We start from the raw sequence: 17,288 nt of genomic DNA on the forward strand, positions 1-17,288 counted from the left end.
CTGTTGCCCTGTCACCGCAGAACCGAAGCGCCGCACTGCAGGAGATGCGTGACGGACCGGAACTCGACATCCTCGTCGTCGGCGGCGGGGTGGTGGGTGCCGGCGCAGCCCTGGACGCCGCCACGCGCGGCTTGAAGGTCGGTCTGATCGAGGCCCGGGACTGGGCCAGTGGCACGTCGTCGCGCTCGTCGAAGCTGATGCACGGCGGCCTGCGCTACCTCGAGATGCTGGACTTCGCGCTCGTGCGGGAGGCGTTGAAGGAGCGGGGCCTGTCGCTCGGCACGCTGGCGCCCTACCTCGTGCAGCCGGTTCGCTTTCTCTACCCGCTCAAGCACCGTGTGTGGGAGCGGCCCTACGTCGGGGCCGGCATTGCGCTGTACGACGCCATGGCCGCGACATCAGGCAATCGGATGGGCCTGCAGTGGCACAAACACCTGAGCAAGAAGAAGGCGCTGCGCGTCGCGCCGGCGCTGAAGCCGGACTCGCTGGTGGGCGCGGTCCAGTACTCCGACGCGCAGGTCGACGACGCCCGGCACACCATGACGATCGTGCGTACCGCCGCCACCTACGGCGCTCTGGTCGCCAACCGCACCCGCGTTACCCGCTTCGAGCGGGCCGGTGAGCACGTCGTCGGCGCGAACGTCACCGACCTCGAGTCCGGCGAGGAGTTCCTCGTGTCGGCCAAGCAGGTCATCAACGCCACCGGCGTATGGACCGACGACACCCAGGCCATGGCCGACACCCGCGGCCAGTTCCACGTGCGGGCGTCGAAAGGCGTGCACCTCGTCGTGCCGCGCGATCGGCTGCAACTCGACACCGGGCTCATCCTGCGCACGGAGAAGTCCGTGCTGTTCGTCATCCCGTGGGGCCGGCACTGGATCGTTGGCACGACCGACACCGACTGGGACCTCGACAAGGCCCACCCGGCAGCCAGCTCGTCCGACATCGACTACGTGCTTGAGCACGTCAACTCGGTGCTGCGCTCCCCGCTGACCGCCTCCGACGTCGAAGGGGTGTACGCGGGACTGCGTCCGTTGCTGACCGGCGAGAGCGAGTCAACGTCCAAGCTGTCGCGCGAGCATGTCGTCGGGCACCCCGCGCCGGGGCTCGTCGTGGTGGCCGGCGGCAAGTACACGACATATCGGGTCATGGCCAAGGACGCGGTCGACGAGGCGGTTCGCTCGCTCGACGCGAAGGTGCCCGAGTCGTGCACCGAGCAGGTGCCGCTCGTCGGGGCGGACGGCTGGGTCGCCATGCAGAACGCGCGGCACGAGCTGGCCGAGACGTACGGGATCAATGTGGTGCGCGTCGAGCACCTGCTGCACCGCTACGGGTCGATGGTCAAGGAGGTTCTGACGCTGATCGCCGACGACCCGTCGCTGGCCGAGCCGCTGCCCGGGGCCGACGACTACCTGCGAGCCGAGGTGCCTTACGCGGTCAGCCACGAGGGTGCACGGCACTTGGACGACGTGCTGGCCCGGCGCACCCGCGCCTCGATCGAAACGTGGGACCGCGGCACCGCGGCTGCCCAGGTGGTGGCCGACCTGATGGCTCCGCTGTTGAACTGGAGCCCGGAACAGGTCGCGCGCGAGGTGTCGCACTACCTCGCGCGCGTCGAGGCCGAACGGGCCTCGCAGCAGCAGCCCGACGACGCCACGGCAGACGCCGCCCGGCTGGGCGCGGAGGACATCGTCCCGATCGGCTGACGCCCCGCCTGCGTGTTAGTCCGAATCAACGGCGGGTAGGTCACTCGTACCGCGAGCTGTTGCTCGCCCCCTAGCCCTGGGGTTTGGAACCATCCCGCTAGGTCAACACCATGACCAGCGACCCATCTGCCGGTACCACCGTCGGCGTCCTGTCCGACGGTCTTTTCGGCGTACAGCCAGGGTCCCTGGTCCTTATCGACGGAGGAGCGCATGACCGAAAACGCGTCAGTGAAGGACAAGGCAGCAGAATCCACGCAGGCCGGCAAAGAGGCGGCGAGCGACCTCGCGTCGACCGCGTCTGAGCAGGTGCAGAACGTCGCCGGTGAGGCGCAGAAGCAGGCCCGCGATCTCGTAGGCGAGGCCCGCGGCCAGGTCCGCAGCCAGGTCGGCGATCAGCACCGCAATGCGGTGACGAACCTGCGTTCGCTCGGCGACGAGTTGAACTCGATGTCCGAGAACGGTCAGGGCGGCGTAGCCACGGACCTCGTCACCCGCGCGGCTGGTCAGGCCCACGGTGTGGCCGACTGGCTCGACGGACGTGAGCCCGAGGACATCCTCGAAGAGGTGCGACGCTTTGCACGCCGCCGTCCGGGCGCATTTCTGCTCGGCGCGCTCGCAGCCGGCATCGTCGCCGGCCGGTTGGGCCGCGGCACTGTCGCAGCGCACAAAGACAACGGCGACAGCAGCGATTCCACTGTCGACTCCAGCGTGTCCGCCCGCCCCACCCCGGGACCCGGAGGCTACGGGGATCAGACCGCGTACGGCAGCCAGACAACCTACGGCTCCGCCGCAGCGGTCGACCCGTACGCCGCTCCTGCGACGCAGGGTCTGGTCGACGAGTCGGCACGCCACGCGGCCGCGCCGGACGTCTCCGCGACACCCGGTTACGGCTACCCCTCCGACGGTGCACGATGACGGCGCCACAACCCGGAGCGACCCGTGACGCACCGGCGCCGGCACCCTCTGCCGCATCCGAGAGCCAGAGCATCGGCCAGCTGCTCGGCGAGGTGAGCAAGGACCTCTCGACGCTGATGCGTCAGGAGGTCGAGCTTGCGAAGGCCGAGATCAAGACCGAGGTCGCGAAGGCGGGCAAGGGCGCCGGAATGCTCGGTGGCGCCGGCTTCGCTGGCTACATGGTGGTGCTGTTCCTGTCCATCGCCGCATGGTGGGGCCTGGCCAACGTCATGGACGAGGCCTGGGCTGCGTTGATCGTCGCCGCTGTGTGGGCCGTCATTGCCGCCGTGCTGGCGGTCGTTGGTCGTTCGACGTTGAAAAAGGTCAACCCGACGCCGGAACGCACGATCGCCACTACCAAGGAAATACCCGATGCTCTCAAGCCCAGTTCATGACGCGTCGACCCACGACGGACAAGGAGATCGACCATGAGTAGCCCCGAAGAAATCCAGGCCCAGATCGAGCAGACCCGCAACGAACTCAGCGGCAATGTAGACCGGCTGGCCGACAAAGTGTCCCCGTCAGCCGTCGTCGGCCGCCAGGTCGACAAGGTGAAGGGCCGCGGCACCGCACTGAAGGAACGCGTCATGGGTTCCTCGGATGACAGCAGCGGCCTACGCGGCGCTGGTGACTCGGTCGGGTCTGCGGCTGGCAGCGCCAAGGACGCCGCCACCGGTGCACCGCAGAAGGTAAAGCAGCAGGCACAGGGCAACCCCTTCGGCGTGGGGCTTGTCGCGTTCGGTATCGGTCTGGTGCTCGGCTCCCTCGCACCGGCCAGCGAGGCCGAGCAGCAGCTCGCGGCTGCAGCCGAGGGCAAGGCCCGTCAGCTTGCCGAGCCGGCTAAGCAGCTTGGCCAAGACATGGCCGAACAGCTCAAGCCGGCGGTCCAGGGCGCCGTCGAAGAGGTCCGTTCGAGCGCTCAGGACGCCGCCAACACGACCACCGAGCAGGCGAAGTCGGCCAAGGAGGACGTTCAGGCACCGCTGCAGAGCTGACACAATGCACGTTCACGACGCCGGCCGCCGGTCCACCCTCGGGTGGACCGGCGGTTTTGGCATTGCCCCAAACAAACCGGGGGTCGGACCACTCAGTCGGACGGGTGCTCGTCGTCGGCGTAGGCCACCGGGTGGTTGAGACCCTGATCGATGAAGTGCTCATTGATCGCCTGCGCGAGCAAGTTGTGCTGATAGGCGTTCGGACGCAACAACCCCAGCACATAGGCCTCGACCTCGAGATCGTCGGCCGACCCTCCCATGCACATCTGCTCCAGTGCCAAGTCCGCATAGCTCATGCCTGACTCCGCGAGCCCGCGGAACAGGCTCAAACCCTCCTCGGTAGAGCTCACGGCACCTGCCCCGCCCCGGCTTCGGCATCGATGACGACGCGAGCGACGTCGAAGATGCCGAGTTGCCGTTCTCGAGACACGACCGTCAATCGGTGGAATGCAGCAGCCGTCCCGCATCCCTCGCGCGCGGAGACGACGGCGCACGCCTGGCGAACCAACTCGCGACGTTGCGCCATCGCAGACGTCGAATCACTTGGCGCCTCGGTCGCAATCCCCCCGGGCAGCAGGCCAGCGACGCAACGGCTCAGGAAAGCCGCGGCGGCCCGGGGACGGGATGCAGCGAACGCCTGCGGATCCGCTGCGTACAGATTGAGTGCCGAGGGTCGGGCGAGGCTCAGCGGCAGTGACAGCGAGCTATGCACTCCGCGCTCGATTGCGGCGGCAGTGAACCGTGCGAAAGCCCGCTCGTCGTCCATGACGGGCAGGCTGTGCTCCCGCCCATCACGGCAAGCGGCGACGCAGGGTCCGTCGCCGGCGGCGTACTGCGCGCGGTCGAGGGCCACTGCCAGCTCGTTCGAGGCCACGGGTGTTCGGTATCCCGCGCCTGGGTCGCCCTCCGCCACCTGCGTGACGCTGCACCCGACGACGTCCGGAATGACGCTGTCGGCCAGGGAGATCACGCTCTGCAAGAGCGCAGCCCGATGCTCGATCGACGGCTCGGCCCCAGGTCGGGTGACGGCCTCGATGATGCCGGCCCACTGCTCTTCGTTGCCCAACGTCCGAACTCCCGGGACCTGATAATTCGCCACGACGGACGTTCCGACGCGCGGCGAACTTGACTTACCCAGGCGGACCGATGCGCGAACACCGGCGCAGGCGAACGGACCGGAGCGATCACCTGTTTTCGATTACCTGGAGCGATGGCCGGGTACGTGGCCAATGAGACCACCGTGCCGTGCTGCCGTGGCCACGCGTCCCAACGAGGAGACTGACATGCCGAGCGCCGAACGCACCTTCACCGTAACGACCGCCCCGACCGTTGTCCTCAACTACCTCAAGGACTTCAGCCACGCCGAAGAATGGGACCCGGGCACTGAGACGTGTACGCAGAATGGCGCCGGACCTGTGCAGGTCGGTACGAGCTGGCACAACACGTCCAAGCTCGCGGGACGCACCACCGAGCTGACCTACACCCTGACCGAGCTCACCAACGACAAGTTGGTGTTCGTGGGGGAGAACGATTCAGCCAAGACGATCGACACCATCACGGTGCGCCCTGCCGGTGCCGGCAGCGAGGTCACGTACCACGCGAATCTCGAGTTGCGTGGCGCCGCCAAGCTCGCCACCCCGCTTGCAAAGCTGGGGTTCGAGAAGCTGGGAAACGACACCGAGAAGCAGCTCACCGAGGTCCTCAACGGCCTGTCGGGCTAACACGCGCAGACCGGCCCCGTTCGTCGGTCGGGCCGTGGTCGCAATGCAACAACATGTGGCGCGCTGACCAGCGCGTGACCCCACTACCTTGCGCATGGTCATCGCCGCTGATTGGCCGTCGTGTCCCGCCCGGCAGCCCCGCCTGTGGTGTCAGAGCTCTCCGTGTACGAATCAGCCGTTACTCGGCGCCATCCGCGATCGAACCGCCAAGCGCTCGTGGTGCGGGGTCGTCGACGCCACGTGTTTCCGCGGCGTGCCGTGCGCGCGATTGTGAGGCCCGCTCTTTGGCACTAGGTCCAGGGCGGTCGTTGTCACGCCAGAAACACATGACCGACTAAACCACGACAACACGGCACGGAAAGACAATTTCGGGCGAATACCGACGAGTCGCGCTACCTTGAGAAACCCCCTAGGAGGCTCATATGACCCCGAATGACGCAGCTGCGGATCGGTCGGTTCAGCCGACTCCGTCGCCTCAAGCAGATCGCGCAGTCTGGATCACCCCGACAGTCACACAACTAGACGTGACCAGGAGCCTTGCCGGATCGCAGTCTTTGGGGGACGGCCTCAGCTCGGGCACCGTCATCGGCTGATGCTGTCCGCGGTACAGAATTGATCACATAGCGGTGTGGATCGTCGTCGCGCGTTCCGCGTTGTCGGCGATGGGACTGTGAGGTCGTAAAGACCCTTGCCTTCCTCCCGCAATTATGTGTTCTTACTCGATTTCGCGGCGAGTCGAGGAGCCGCTGAATCGGATGATCTGGGATACGCTATCGAGGTGCCTATGATTACGGATGACCCCGCCGAGAACTACTCCGTCGTCGGACCCAACTCAGCTGACCAGAATGCCAATTGCCAGCCCTGGTCCGCGCCGAAGGTAACTAAATTGCAGGTGAGTCGCACCCTCAACGGGTCGGGCACCGGCGGCGATGGTCCGTACAACGGGACTACGTCCCTCTGAGTGATGTGATTCGAGTTGCGCCACGCTTCTGCGGAGTACTCGGTTTAGTCGATACGTTCTTTGCCCCTACCGTTCGGGATCACCTGCGCGCCAATTGGCAATGGGATCACCACCAGGTTTGGGATGCGGGATCTTTTATGGTCCATGCCCCCACTGATGCGCTGCTCTTCGGCGATCCGCGCGACTCGGATGACGGTGTGCTGGTCGCCAGCGCGCGACTGGACCCGCCGTTCGACCCCATCGACACGTCAGCATCGCCCTTTACCTCGACCAACGCGGGCGGCCGATCGCGCGATGCCCAGCGAGTTCAGGCCAGTTACCGCAAACGCGGTGAGCGCGCCCCTGAGCATTTGTTCGGCGACTGGATGTTCGCTGCCTGGCACCCGAACGAACAGCGGTTGGTCCTGGCTCGCGATCAGGTCGGGACAGCTGCAGTTTATTATTATGCAAACTCCAGCTATTTTGCCTTCGCCAGCGATGTCAGTGGGCTTCGCGAACTGCCATTCGTCACCGACTCCATCGACGAGGCGTGGCTGGCGGAGTCACTGTTCGGCTGGACCGACCCACGGCTGGAGCGAACTCCCTTCAAGGGTATTCGGCGGCTCGCTCCGGGACACGTACTGACGATTACCAGGGGTCGTCCGCGACTCCGTCGCTACTGGCACCCCGCCGACGTCGCCACATTGCAATTGCCGACAGGCGTGGACTACGCGAAGCAATTGCGTGACGTGCTGACCGAGGCTGTTGCGTCCCGGATACCCCCAACCGGGGAGGTTGGCAGCCATCTCAGTGGCGGCATGGATTCCGGCGCCGTGGGCGTCCTGGCGGCTGGGTTGCTAGCGGCGCAGGGCCGCTCGCTGCGTGCGTTCACCGCCTCGGCGCCCGGCAACTACGAACACTTCTTTGCCCCCGGGTCGCTGGTCGACGAATGGCAGCTGGCCTCGGCGACCGCCGCAGTCGCCCCGAACATCGAACAGCGGCGGGTCAGCGGAGAGGCCTTCACCCCCGTCGCTGCCATGCTCCGCTGGCTCGAACTAGGGGGCGAGCCGATCCGGAACCCGTGCAACCTGGCGTGGGTCCTGGACATCACCGAGAGGGCCCGCGCCGCCGGATGCATCACCCTACTAACGGGCAGTATGGGCAACCTGACCATGTCATGGCGCGGCCTGGACTTCGAGACGCTCCGACCGTGGTCCGCGTTGCGCCGACGCTTGGCAGACCAGTTGCCGGCGGGCTGGCATACGCGGCTGAAAGGTCTCTATCACCCCCACTGGTACCGCGAGTCCGCCATGCACCCGCGTCTGCTGCGATCGCCCGCCGTCCACGCCATGCTTGCTGAGCAGCGTCAATCGCCCGCCGGGCCTGCCGAACGACGACACCGAAACCTGCTCCAAGCGGCAGCCGGCGCTGCCGGACCGGCTTTTCAAGGACGCGCCCATGGGATTGACATCCTGGACCCGACTGCCGACCTACGCGTCGTCAGCTTCACCTTGTCCGTGCCGCCGCAGCACTACATCGACGCCGCCACCGGCACTCGGCGCTGGCTGATTCGCGAGGCCACGAAGGGCATGCTGCCCGAAGCGGTCCGGCTCAACCAGCGAACCGCTCGGCAGGGGGTTGATTTCGTACCCCGGCTTCGAGCCAGCTCGGACGAAGTGGTCGCCACTTTGCACGAACTCTCGCGGGGCCCTGCCGCGGACTACCTCGACGTCGGTTATCTGACCAAAGTCTGGACTTACGTTCAGGGTCACGACAACCCGGAGTCCTTTGGCAAAGCCGCTCGCGTGCTCGGCCGCGGCCTCATGTTCGGGATGTACCTCAACAAGATCGACAAGTAATCTCATGAGATCCGGCGGCCGCAGCTTCGTGACAGCGATCGCGCGGGCGGACGGCCGCAAATTGGCATGGGTGACCACCGTCCAGATCGTGGCCACGGCCGGTCAGGGCCTGGGCTTGCTGCTGCTTGTCCCGTTGCTCGCCGTCGCCGGGGTCAGCCAGGCCGAGTCGAGCGACGGGACGACGGGTTGGTGGCGGTCTGCCCTGCATGCGGTGGGTATCCCCGCGACGCTGCCTGCAGTGCTGAGCGTCTACGTGCTCACCGTGTTGGCATCGGCGGCGCTCAGCGCCTATGCCAGCGTGTTGTTGACGCGGTACCGCCTGGAATTTGTCGACGGTCTGCGTAGCCGGTTGTACGCGGCGGTGGCCCGCGCCGAGTGGCGGCATCTTATCGACCTGCGCCGATCGGATCTGCTCAGCACCCTGACTGTCAACGTCACCTGGGTGTCCACCGGGGTGCTGGCGATGCTCAACCTCGCCGTCAGCGGCGTCTTGGTCGTCGTCCAGCTAGCAGTAGCGGTCCGCATCTCGCCAGTGACGACCGCAGTGGCCGCGGTGACGGGCGCAGTCCTCGTCGCCGTGATGTGGCCGCTGGTCACGCGAAGTCGACGGCTCGGATCGCAGTTGGTGGACAGCAATCGACGTGTCCTCGCCTCGGTTACCGGATTTCTCGACGGACTCAAACTGATCAAGGCCCACGGGCTGGAGGCTGGTCACCTGACCACGTTCGACGCTGCGATGGCGCGATCCCGCCGTTCCCAGATCCGATTCGCACAGGCGTCGGCGATCTCGACCGCCGTGCAACTCGCCGCGACCGTCGTGGCGCTGGCCGTGCTGATCGACGTCGCTGTAGCTCATCTGCACGTCAATATCGCGGCGCTGCTGGTGCTCGCCTTCATCTTCAGTCGGTTGGTTCCGCAGGTGACACAGATGCAGCGCAACATTATGCAGGTTGCCCAGGCGGTGCCTGCATTCGACGATCTCCAGTCAGTGATCGAGTCCTGCGAACGGGCCGCCGAACCGGCCCTTCCCGATTCACGTCGGCGGCTGCGCATCGGCAGCGGAATCGAGATCTGCGGTGTCAGTTTCGCCTACACGCCGGGCAGCCCGGTCCTGGACGACGTGTCCCTGCAGATCCCGGCCCGGCAGATCATCGCACTCGTCGGGCCATCCGGCGCCGGCAAAACGACCTTGGCCGACCTGACCGTGGGCCTGCTCGAACCAGCAACCGGAACTGTCCTGGTCGACGGTCAACGGCTCACGGGCGCACAGGTCGCCGCCTGGCGGAGCTCAGTGGCGTTGGTCCCGCAGGAGCCGTTCCTGTTCAACGACAGCGTCCGGGCGAACCTGATGTGGGCCGCTCCGGCGGCCAGTGAGGCCGATATGAGGGATGCGCTGACGACCGCGAACGCAGCGGACTTCGTTGCCGCCCAGCCAGACGGGCTGGACACCGTCGTCGGTGACCGGGGGGTTCGACTGTCGGGCGGGGAACGGCAGCGCATCGCGCTCGCTCGCGCCCTGCTGCGCCAACCAGACTTACTGGTATTGGACGAGGCGACGAGCTCACTCGACACCGAGAACGAGCTCGCCATCCGGCGCGCCATGGCCGCACTGCACGGTCGGCTCACCATGCTCGTCATCGCCCACCGGCTGTCCACGGTGAGAACTGCTGACCGGATCGTGGTGCTCGACAACAACCGAGTTGCCGAAACGGGCACCTGGACCGACCTCGCGCACCGCCGACACGGCCGACTTCGCGACCTCATCGCCGCAGGCGCCCTCGACGACGGCTAGTGGACTCCAGAGGTGGTTTCACCCGTTTGTGCCGAAAGGAACTAGCCTTGCCGAATGGCCGAAACAATCGGCGTAGGTATCGCAGCCACATCACCGGATCTGGGCCGTGCAGCCGCGACGCTGCGAGTCGATCGCCTCGCTGCAGACACTGTGCGCACATTTCAGAGGGCGGGCATTCCGTCAATTCTGCTTAAGGGCGCGTCTTTCGCTAGGCTCTTCTACCCAGAGGGCGGACGCAGCTACGGCGACGCCGATCTTCTCGTGCGCGCCGCAGACGTTGCCGCGGCGACCGTGGCCCTGGTCCAAAGCGGATTCCGCCCTGAAGACGCGCACGCCCCGGTCGTAGATCGTGATCCGGACGCCCGCACCTTCAGCCGCCGTGACGCCGCCGGTCTCAAAGACACCGTTGACCTGCATTGGAACCTGCACAACGTCCGGGTCGACCCGGAGCGCACCTGGTCGGCGCTTTCGCCTCGAACTACCTCGTTGCGGCTGGGTAGTACGTCTGTTCAGGTGCTCGACAGGATCGGGTGTGCAATGCACGTCGCATTGCATGCCGCCCAGCACGGCTTGTGCGGACCTGAGCCACACGATCACGGCACCCGCACCGGCGCCGACCTGCGGCGCGCGGTGCGCATCCTGAGTCTTGCCGACTGGGTTCAGGCCGCGGAACTTGCTAACGAGCTTGGCGTCGAGGATGCGTTGGCTTTTGGCCTGCGGCTGGACCCGGACGGGGCCGCGCTAGCCGAGGAGCTGCACCTGAGTACCGCTGTGCCGGAGCCCTGGCGGTTCCCGGGCGAGTTCGGGACGCGCGGCGCGATGCGCATCAACCGGCTGCTGGTCGCGAGGTCGTGGCACGAGCGGGCCGCCCTGGTGTGGTCGGCGTTGTGTCCTAATCGCGTCCGGGTAAGGCGCGCTGCCCGGACGCTGCTTGGTCGCCGAGTGGTGGCCGTCGGTTACGTCGAGTGGTACCTGCGCGTGGCCGCTGGACTGCCCGGCGCGATCCGGCACGGTCGCTCTCGCGTCCGGAACGGCGACTGATCGCGGGATGTATCACTACCAGGCCTACGGGTTGATCTTTGCTGTGCCGTTTGAATGCCCGTCCATGATGACTGCTCCGAACGGCGCACAGGCGGATATCTCGGTCCATGAAGGGCCCGTCCCGTGTTACTTGTCCGATCCGATCGTGACGGAGCCGATGTTCGACGCCAGTGCGCGGCAGTTCCTGGTGCGGGGCGGAATGCGAGCGGCACGATTCCTGGTGACGGACGGGAAACACGTCACCTACGCCCCCAACCCACATGCCGAGGGACAAATGCTGGAGGCGCGGTTCACCACCATGGTGCTCCCCGCCGTACTGCGGCAGCGCGCCCTACTGGTGTTACACGCGACCTCCACCGTCACTGAACATGGCGCGCTCGCCATCGCCGGACACTCCGGCGCAGGCAAGTCGACCACGATGGCCGGTCTACTGGCGGACGGTGCCCGAATGCTCAGCGACGACGTAACAGCCCTACAACTCAATGACGACCGCGTGGTGCAGGCGTTACCTGGCGTTGCCGAACTACACCTGACCGAGGCCTCCACCACCGGACTGGCCGTCGACGTCACTGGCCTGCTTCCGCAGCCCTGGCGGCGAATGAAGACCGCGGTGCCGGTGACGGATCGAATGGCGGGCGAGCCGACCGCATTGACCGCCGTATACGTATTGAGCATCAGTGATGGTGATGGGCAGGTGCGCACCGAGGAACAGTTCGGCAGCGCGAAGTTCGCTGCGCTCAACGATTGCCTTTACGGTCCGGTCAGCGTTCATGAGGGCTCGGCGATGTTCGCGCTGTTCAGAGCGGTGCTCGAACAAACCGCGATCATCCGAGTGACCCGACCGAGCGGTACCTGGTCCGTGGATGCTGTCCGGGACGCTATCTGGCAGCGCGAGCGCGCCGGTACAACATGAACAAGATCGTCTGGCTCGCGTCCTATCCGAAGTCCGGCAATACCTGGACGCGCGTGTTCCTCGCGAACTATCTGCGGGACGCAGCCGAACCGGTAGACGTCAACGACCTCGACGGCGATGCGCCTATCGCCAGTCACCGATTGGGATTCGACGAATGCGTCGGGATCGAGGCGTCGCAACTGCCACCTCGCATCACGGCGCGGTTGCGGCCGGAGGTGTACCGGACGCTGGCCCGCGAGGCCTCCGAATTGCTGTTCATGAAGGCTCACGACGCCTGGACAGTGACCGACATCGGGACGCCTATGTTCCCTACCGACGTCACTGCAGCCGTTGTGTACTTGCTGCGCAACCCGCTCGACGTTGCCGTGTCGTTCGCGCACCACGGCGGCCGGTCCACAGACAGCGCTGTCGCGAACATGTGTGATACCGAGTTCACGATGAGCGAGTCGTCGACTCGTCTGAGCTACCAGCTCCCCCAACGCATCGGAACCTGGAGTGAGCACGTCCGATCGTGGGTGGATGATTCCGGCCTGCCGATATGCATTGTTCGTTATGAGGATCTGCGCGCCGATGCCATTACCGGATTCGGCCGCATTCTCGATTTTGTCGGGGTGCCCGTCGAACCCGTTCGGCTGCGCCGCGCGGTGGAATCTTCTCGACTCGAAGAACTGCAGCGACAGGAGGCACACGCTGGTTTCCGCGAGCGACCGCCAGCTGCAACTGCGCCTTTCTTTCGTCGGGGCGAGGTCGGCTCGGGGAGACACGAACTAGCCGGGGATCTGATTGAGAAACTGACGGACGCGCATCGCGAGACGATGCAGCGTTTCGGATATATCGACGAGGAGACATGAATGGATACCGAATCAGTGATCGAGCGCGTTCCGGACCTCATGTCGACCCCGGTGAACGAGGACATGGTCTTCCTCAATCCCGATAGTGACAATTACGTCGCCATTGACGCGATCGGGCGGCGCATCTGGGAGATTCTCGAGCACCCGGTGCGATTCGGTGACCTGGTCGATTCTTTGGCGGCGGAGTTCGACGGCGCGCGAGCGCAGATCGAGGACGATACCGCGGCATTTCTGGGCGAGCTGCAACGTGAGGGAATGGTGCGGGTTGTCGAGCCTGGTTAGGACTGTCACCAAGGCTCTGTCCCGCCCGCCAGGAGAGCTGATGCTGCTTGCCGAGACCGCACTGAGCCTGTTCGTCGCATGGCTGCTCATTTCGGCCTTTCCCTTTCGTGCTGCGGTGCGCTTCTATCGGCTGCAGCGAGGGACAAATCCCGGCACGGTGTCGCCGGCACAGATGCTGCGCGCTGAACACATTGGCTGGGCGGTGCGGACGGTGTCGGCCCGTGTTCCGTGGACCTGCACCTGCCTGATGCAGTCGCTTGTAGGCGCGGTGCTACTTCGTCGGCGCGGCTTGGGTTCGACACTTCACCTCGGTGTGGCCAAGGCGAAGGCGCGGGAAAGTCTCGAGGCCCATTCGTGGCTTATCTGTGGGGATGAGGTGCTGACCGGCGCGTCCCAACTGGATCGATACGTGTCGGTCGGAACCTTCACCGCACGCTGCTGATGGATCACTCGACTCTGGTGGAGCTGTTGGCTACGGCACGACCGTGGTCGCTGCAGGACATGGCCGTGACGCTCGGAGAGGTGGGGGCAGCGCCGACCGACCTTGCGCATGGTGGGGTGTTGTGGCGGGGCCAGCGTGGGCGTTTCTGGTTCGAGATTCCCGAGGTCGCCCGCTACCTGGTCGTGGACGGCGAGCAGCTCACCGTAGAGCCGCTGGCCGGTGCCGAACCCCGCGACGTGACACGGTTCGTGTCATCGACGCCCTCCGTAGCTGCGTTCCTCCAACGCGGGTCGCCCGTCCTGCACGCTGCGGTCGCACTCGGCCCGACGGGAGCCGTGCTGCTCACGGGCGATTCGAGTGCGGGCAAGTCGGTGTTGCTGGCCTCGTTGCTCGCGCGCGGTTGGCAGTTGCTCAGCGATGACCTGGCCGCGCTCTCGATGGGTGCGGACGGCGTGGTCCGGGTCCTTCCGGTCAGCGACGAGCTGCGGCTGTGGCCGGACGCCGAAGCTCACGTCGAGTACCGTCCAGGCAGGTTCGTCACCGAGGCGGTCACCGTCAGCCGGGTATGGATGCTCGGGGCGAGCAACGAGCCCGGCGTGACCGTTGCCGACATCACCGGGTTGGACCGTTTCACCGCCCTGGTCAAGGCCGCCTACAACAGTCGTATTGCGGCAGCGCTGCTGGACCGCCGAGCGAACCTGCAGATCATCGGCCCGCTCGCCCATTCGGACATACCGATCCGTCGATTGACGCGCTCCCGCGCGGGATGGACGGCGGAACAGCTCGCGGACATCGTCGCCGGCGACACCGCTGCTGCACAGGCGGGCCTGGTGTCGGCCTAGCTCGCAGGAATGTCCGCGCAGCAGAATTCTCTATGCTCCGCGCCCTGTTGACTTCGGTGCAATCCCATCTGCACCCCACCGATGACACCCATCGGGTGACGTCTCTGGAATTGCTCTTTGAGCTGGTGTTCGTCTATGCGATCACCAACGTGACCGCCCTGATGGAACACCACGTCGGCGGACGAACCACACTCGAAGCGGTCATTGTGCTGGCCGTGATCTGGTTTGGCTGGTGCTCGTACACCTGGCTGGGGAACCAGGCCAAGGCCGATGAGGGTCTCGTACGGTGGCCATGATTCTCGCTCTTGGAGATGATCGGTGCCTTCGCCGATGAGCACTCTCGGGTGTGGTGGTGGCTGTACTTCGATGTCGTCGCTCTCGTCGCCGAACGCGAACTGCATGACGCCAAGGGTCTGCGGCGGATTCGGATGGCCCGTGACTCCTATATCTACCTGCACCTGCCGATGGTTGCCGGCATCGTCTTCATCGCGCTCGGCCTCGCGTTGCTCGTTGATGCCCGCGATCACGTTTCCGCTGGACGGTATGCCCTCTACGGAGGGATCGCTTATACCCGCACGATCCTGATGGTCCTGCTTCTCGTGTTGATCCCGGTCTTGGGAGGCGCCCCGGCGTTAGCTCAACTCGTCCTCCCGGCAGTCCTGTTGATAGCCGTCATCACCGTCGAGGTAAATGCCTTCCGTGACTGGCGCACTGAACTAAGGCACTCGATCGGCTAGACGTGCCCGCACTGATTTTCCGGTTTCCGGGCGCTGCACCCTGGCTGCATGAGAACGACTGTATTCATCGCCGCGGGAGCCGCGGTCGCGATCAGCTCCGTTTGCTCGCCGTTGCCAACCAGAGTGCGGCTGGCACCTTCACCGCCCCGTCAACGAGGTGGCGCCGCAACTCTGCGCGCACGTCGTCGAGCAGCTGGGCCCACGCCTCGTGCGTGAGGGTTGGGCGCAGGGTCTCGTATGCCGTGCGTCCGGTGGTGACGCTCAGGACGGTGGCCAGTCGCGTTTCGACGCCGTCGGCTCCGTCGAAGCCGTAGTCGAGGGTGACGTCGAACGGCATGATGTCGACCGACGCCCACCCCGCGTCCAACAGCAGCCCCGCAAGTCGGTCGCGATCGGCGAAGGCCGTGGGGCCCGGCTCGTTCGGCTCTGGCGGCTTGGGACGTGGTTCGAGCCGCTCGGCGAGCACGCTCGTGCCGAGCGTGAACATCTGGTTCTCGTCGAAGGCGCGCCAGCAGGCAAAGACCAGGCGGGCGCCATCGGCTGCGACGCGGCGCAGATTGGTGAACGCGGCCACCGGATCGGCAAAGAACATGACGCCGAAGCGCGACACGACGCGGTCGAACGGCGGCCCAGGAGCCTCGACCACCAGGTCCATGACCTGTGCGTCGCCGAGCAGCACCGTGGCGGCCGGCACGCGCGCGGCCGCAGCCGCGACCATGCCGGGGGAGATGTCGACGCCGACGCAGGCTGCCCCGGCGGCGCCGGCCGCAGCGAGCAGCGTGCCTGTGCCGCACCCGACGTCCAGCACGCGCAGCCCCTCAGACATGTCGGCCGCGTCGAGGATCGCTCGGGTCACAGGGGCGAAGATCGCATCGAAGATCGCCTCGTTCTCGACCCAGCCGGACGCACTACCGGCCCAGTGTCTGCCCATGTCTACGTTCGTCACGGCGCGAGCCTACGAGCAGCCACAGGACCGAGCTGCCGGTTACGAGTCGCTTGTCACCCCGAAATGGCGGTAGATCGTGGCGCTGAGGCGCGATTTCGGGGTGACAAGCTGACCGCACAGTTGGCGATGCCGGCCAGCTGCACATCGACCAGCTGCACATCGAAAAGTGCCCGACCCTGCCGGCGGCATCGGCTGCCTCGACGTCACGCAGATCAACTCGCCGAGCGGGCGACGAGATCGAACTCACGTAAACAGTGAGGAAGTCTTTGATCTACCCAGCCTGCGTACCCGTTGTTGTTGAGCTGGGAGGGTCTGAGCTCCCTCCTCGCCCGATGCCGTGCGATCCACGCCCGATACCGTGCGATCCACGTGCGATGCACGTACGATGCACGTGCGATTCAGTGAGGGGTTCATCCGGCAGCCCGCACACGGGCCCACAGCGCACCTAAGGGGCCTGCTCAGTCGATCGTTCCTCGGTCGGCGACCCACCGGGCATCCAAGCCGAGCACCTCGGCGGCGATGTCGAAGTCGGCGTCGTAGTGGATCAGCGTGAGCCGGTCCTGGCCGGCGAGCACCGCGGTGAGCAGGTCAGCGATACCGACCGCCCGGTGTCGGCCGGTGAGCGCAAGTTCGCGTTGCGCCGCGAACGCGGCCTGCCAGTGCTCGTCGTTCGTGGGCAGATACTCGAAAGCGGCCCGACGATCGGCCCGCAATCGCTCGTACTCAGCCGGGCTGCGGGCGCTGTAGAGCGCCTCGGCGTCCAGGGTTGCGCACGTGGCCACCATTCCCCCGACGATCAACGGCTCCAAGCGCTCGCGGACCAGGAGATTGGCCATCCGCGCGGCAGCGCTGGTGTCGATCAAGAACCGGGCGACTGACGCCACACGTCCGCCCGCGCCTCGGCATCAGCCAACGACGCCAGCCCCCCCTCAGCGAGCCACCGGACCTGGCGGGTCCGTGCTGACGCCGCAGCCGCTTGCCGCAGCGCGGTCCGAACTGTCTCCGACACTCCAGCCGTGCCCAACTCCCGCCGCGCAGCATCCAACAACTCGTCGTCAAGCTCGATCAACCGCTTCGTCATCGCAACCTCCGCAACCCGCTATATACAACCTTCGGCTAGAGTATATACGTCGACACAGGACTTGCCCATCCGTCCGTGCGTGATCGCGCGGTCAGACCGCGCCGTTCTTGGGTAGACAGCGTGGGTTGCCCCTAGCCCGGAACTTTCATGAGGGCGCCGCTGAAGATTGTTTCGGCGGCGGTGCGT

At 66.0% G+C, this 17,288-nt stretch carries 19 protein-coding genes; 15 read left to right on the top strand and 4 right to left on the bottom strand.

Features of this window, described 5'->3' with window-relative positions:
- Positions 1-44 precede the first annotated feature (44 nt).
- From ACFFC4_RS13725 to ACFFC4_RS13740, 4 genes are all read left to right on the top strand, one after another.
- Positions 45-1,706 (top strand): glycerol-3-phosphate dehydrogenase/oxidase, encoded by a 1,662-nt coding sequence (locus tag ACFFC4_RS13725; protein ID WP_375501806.1) that lies wholly within the window; start codon positions 45-47, stop codon positions 1,704-1,706.
- Positions 1,707-1,916: 210 nt separating this feature from the next.
- Entirely contained in the window at positions 1,917-2,621 is a 705-nt protein-coding gene (locus tag ACFFC4_RS13730) for a hypothetical protein (RefSeq protein WP_375501754.1), read from the top strand.
- Positions 2,618-3,055 carry a phage holin family protein gene (locus ACFFC4_RS13735; protein WP_375501756.1) on the top strand — a complete coding sequence of 146 codons (438 nt, stop codon included), beginning with the start codon at positions 2,618-2,620 and terminating at the stop codon, positions 3,053-3,055. Before ACFFC4_RS13730 ends, ACFFC4_RS13735 begins: the two co-directional genes overlap by 4 nt.
- Before the next feature lie 33 nt (positions 3,056-3,088).
- Positions 3,089-3,655: a DUF3618 domain-containing protein gene (locus ACFFC4_RS13740; protein ID WP_375501758.1), complete on the top strand. Its 567-nt coding sequence runs from the start codon at positions 3,089-3,091 to the stop codon at positions 3,653-3,655.
- 92 nt (positions 3,656-3,747) lie between these two features.
- On the opposite strand, the gene ACFFC4_RS13745 is transcribed toward ACFFC4_RS13740, so the two are convergent.
- Together ACFFC4_RS13745 and ACFFC4_RS13750 are read right to left on the bottom strand one after the other, a co-directional pair.
- On the bottom strand, positions 3,748-4,005 hold the full coding sequence (locus tag ACFFC4_RS13745; protein ID WP_375501760.1) for a hypothetical protein: 258 nt from the start codon (positions 4,003-4,005) through the stop codon (positions 3,748-3,750).
- Positions 4,002-4,754, bottom strand: coding sequence for an ANTAR domain-containing protein (locus ACFFC4_RS13750; RefSeq protein WP_375501762.1), 753 nt, complete (start codon positions 4,752-4,754; stop codon positions 4,002-4,004). Before ACFFC4_RS13750 ends, ACFFC4_RS13745 begins: the two co-directional genes overlap by 4 nt.
- A 184-nt stretch (positions 4,755-4,938) precedes the next feature.
- Here ACFFC4_RS13750 and ACFFC4_RS13755 point away from each other — a divergent pair, with 184 nt between their 5' ends.
- From ACFFC4_RS13755 to ACFFC4_RS13805, 11 genes are all read left to right on the top strand, one after another.
- Entirely contained in the window at positions 4,939-5,376 is a 438-nt protein-coding gene (locus tag ACFFC4_RS13755; RefSeq protein ID WP_375501764.1) for an SRPBCC family protein, read from the top strand.
- 1,098 nt (positions 5,377-6,474) lie between these two features.
- Positions 6,475-8,175, top strand: coding sequence for an asparagine synthase-related protein (locus ACFFC4_RS13760; protein ID WP_375501766.1), 1,701 nt, complete (start codon positions 6,475-6,477; stop codon positions 8,173-8,175).
- A gap of 70 nt (positions 8,176-8,245) precedes the next feature.
- A complete protein-coding gene (locus tag ACFFC4_RS13765; RefSeq protein ID WP_375501768.1) occupies positions 8,246-9,967 on the top strand; it encodes an ABC transporter ATP-binding protein in 1,722 nt (573 codons plus the stop codon).
- A gap of 54 nt (positions 9,968-10,021) precedes the next feature.
- Positions 10,022-11,008 (top strand): nucleotidyltransferase family protein, encoded by a 987-nt coding sequence (locus tag ACFFC4_RS13770; RefSeq protein WP_375501770.1) that lies wholly within the window; start codon positions 10,022-10,024, stop codon positions 11,006-11,008.
- 7 nt (positions 11,009-11,015) lie between these two features.
- A complete protein-coding gene (locus tag ACFFC4_RS13775) occupies positions 11,016-11,921 on the top strand; it encodes a hypothetical protein (protein ID WP_375501772.1) in 906 nt (301 codons plus the stop codon).
- A complete protein-coding gene (locus ACFFC4_RS13780) occupies positions 11,918-12,772 on the top strand; it encodes a sulfotransferase domain-containing protein (protein WP_375501774.1) in 855 nt (284 codons plus the stop codon). The genes ACFFC4_RS13775 and ACFFC4_RS13780 overlap by 4 nt, the downstream gene beginning before the upstream one ends.
- A 15-nt stretch (positions 12,773-12,787) precedes the next feature.
- Positions 12,788-13,054: a PqqD family protein gene (locus ACFFC4_RS13785; protein ID WP_375501776.1), complete on the top strand. Its 267-nt coding sequence runs from the start codon at positions 12,788-12,790 to the stop codon at positions 13,052-13,054.
- 40 nt (positions 13,055-13,094) lie between these two features.
- On the top strand, positions 13,095-13,496 hold the full coding sequence (locus ACFFC4_RS13790) for a lasso peptide biosynthesis B2 protein (protein ID WP_375501778.1): 402 nt from the start codon (positions 13,095-13,097) through the stop codon (positions 13,494-13,496).
- On the top strand, positions 13,496-14,338 hold the full coding sequence (locus ACFFC4_RS13795; RefSeq protein ID WP_375501780.1) for a hypothetical protein: 843 nt from the start codon (positions 13,496-13,498) through the stop codon (positions 14,336-14,338). The genes ACFFC4_RS13790 and ACFFC4_RS13795 overlap by 1 nt, the downstream gene beginning before the upstream one ends.
- Positions 14,339-14,370: 32 nt before the next feature.
- Complete coding sequence (locus tag ACFFC4_RS13800) at positions 14,371-14,634, top strand: low temperature requirement protein A (RefSeq protein WP_375501782.1); 264 nt, start codon at positions 14,371-14,373, stop codon at positions 14,632-14,634.
- Between the two features lie 15 nt (positions 14,635-14,649).
- Entirely contained in the window at positions 14,650-15,075 is a 426-nt protein-coding gene (locus ACFFC4_RS13805) for a low temperature requirement protein A (RefSeq protein ID WP_375501784.1), read from the top strand.
- A gap of 91 nt (positions 15,076-15,166) precedes the next feature.
- On the opposite strand, the gene ACFFC4_RS13810 is transcribed toward ACFFC4_RS13805, so the two are convergent.
- Positions 15,167-16,021, bottom strand: a complete 855-nt coding sequence (locus tag ACFFC4_RS13810; protein WP_375501786.1) for a class I SAM-dependent methyltransferase — start codon at positions 16,019-16,021, stop codon at positions 15,167-15,169.
- A 458-nt stretch (positions 16,022-16,479) separates the two neighbouring features.
- Positions 16,480-16,905 (bottom strand): PIN domain-containing protein, encoded by a 426-nt coding sequence (locus ACFFC4_RS13815; RefSeq protein WP_375501788.1) that lies wholly within the window; start codon positions 16,903-16,905, stop codon positions 16,480-16,482.
- Positions 16,906-17,288: the final 383 nt, after the last annotated feature.

Source organism: uncultured Jatrophihabitans sp. (assembly GCF_964244045.1).
Classification (GTDB): Bacteria; Actinomycetota; Actinomycetes; order Mycobacteriales; family Jatrophihabitantaceae; genus Jatrophihabitans.

Excerpts from the sequence above, each read along its gene's own strand:
- ACFFC4_RS13725 (WP_375501806.1), top strand. The coding sequence starts at position 45 with ATGCGTGACGGACCGGAACTCGACATCCTCGTCGTCGGCGGCGGGGTG.
- ACFFC4_RS13730 (WP_375501754.1), top strand. The coding sequence starts at position 1,917 with ATGACCGAAAACGCGTCAGTGAAGGACAAGGCAGCAGAATCCACGCAG.
- ACFFC4_RS13735 (WP_375501756.1), top strand. The coding sequence starts at position 2,618 with ATGACGGCGCCACAACCCGGAGCGACCCGTGACGCACCGGCGCCGGCA.
- ACFFC4_RS13740 (WP_375501758.1), top strand. The coding sequence starts at position 3,089 with ATGAGTAGCCCCGAAGAAATCCAGGCCCAGATCGAGCAGACCCGCAAC.
- ACFFC4_RS13755 (WP_375501764.1), top strand. The coding sequence starts at position 4,939 with ATGCCGAGCGCCGAACGCACCTTCACCGTAACGACCGCCCCGACCGTT.
- ACFFC4_RS13760 (WP_375501766.1), top strand. The coding sequence starts at position 6,475 with ATGGTCCATGCCCCCACTGATGCGCTGCTCTTCGGCGATCCGCGCGAC.
- ACFFC4_RS13770 (WP_375501770.1), top strand. The coding sequence starts at position 10,022 with ATGGCCGAAACAATCGGCGTAGGTATCGCAGCCACATCACCGGATCTG.
- ACFFC4_RS13775 (WP_375501772.1), top strand. The coding sequence starts at position 11,016 with ATGTATCACTACCAGGCCTACGGGTTGATCTTTGCTGTGCCGTTTGAA.
- ACFFC4_RS13780 (WP_375501774.1), top strand. The coding sequence starts at position 11,918 with ATGAACAAGATCGTCTGGCTCGCGTCCTATCCGAAGTCCGGCAATACC.
- ACFFC4_RS13790 (WP_375501778.1), top strand. The coding sequence starts at position 13,095 with ATGCTGCTTGCCGAGACCGCACTGAGCCTGTTCGTCGCATGGCTGCTC.
- ACFFC4_RS13795 (WP_375501780.1), top strand. The coding sequence starts at position 13,496 with ATGGATCACTCGACTCTGGTGGAGCTGTTGGCTACGGCACGACCGTGG.
- ACFFC4_RS13800 (WP_375501782.1), top strand. The coding sequence starts at position 14,371 with ATGCTCCGCGCCCTGTTGACTTCGGTGCAATCCCATCTGCACCCCACC.
- ACFFC4_RS13805 (WP_375501784.1), top strand. The coding sequence starts at position 14,650 with ATGATCGGTGCCTTCGCCGATGAGCACTCTCGGGTGTGGTGGTGGCTG.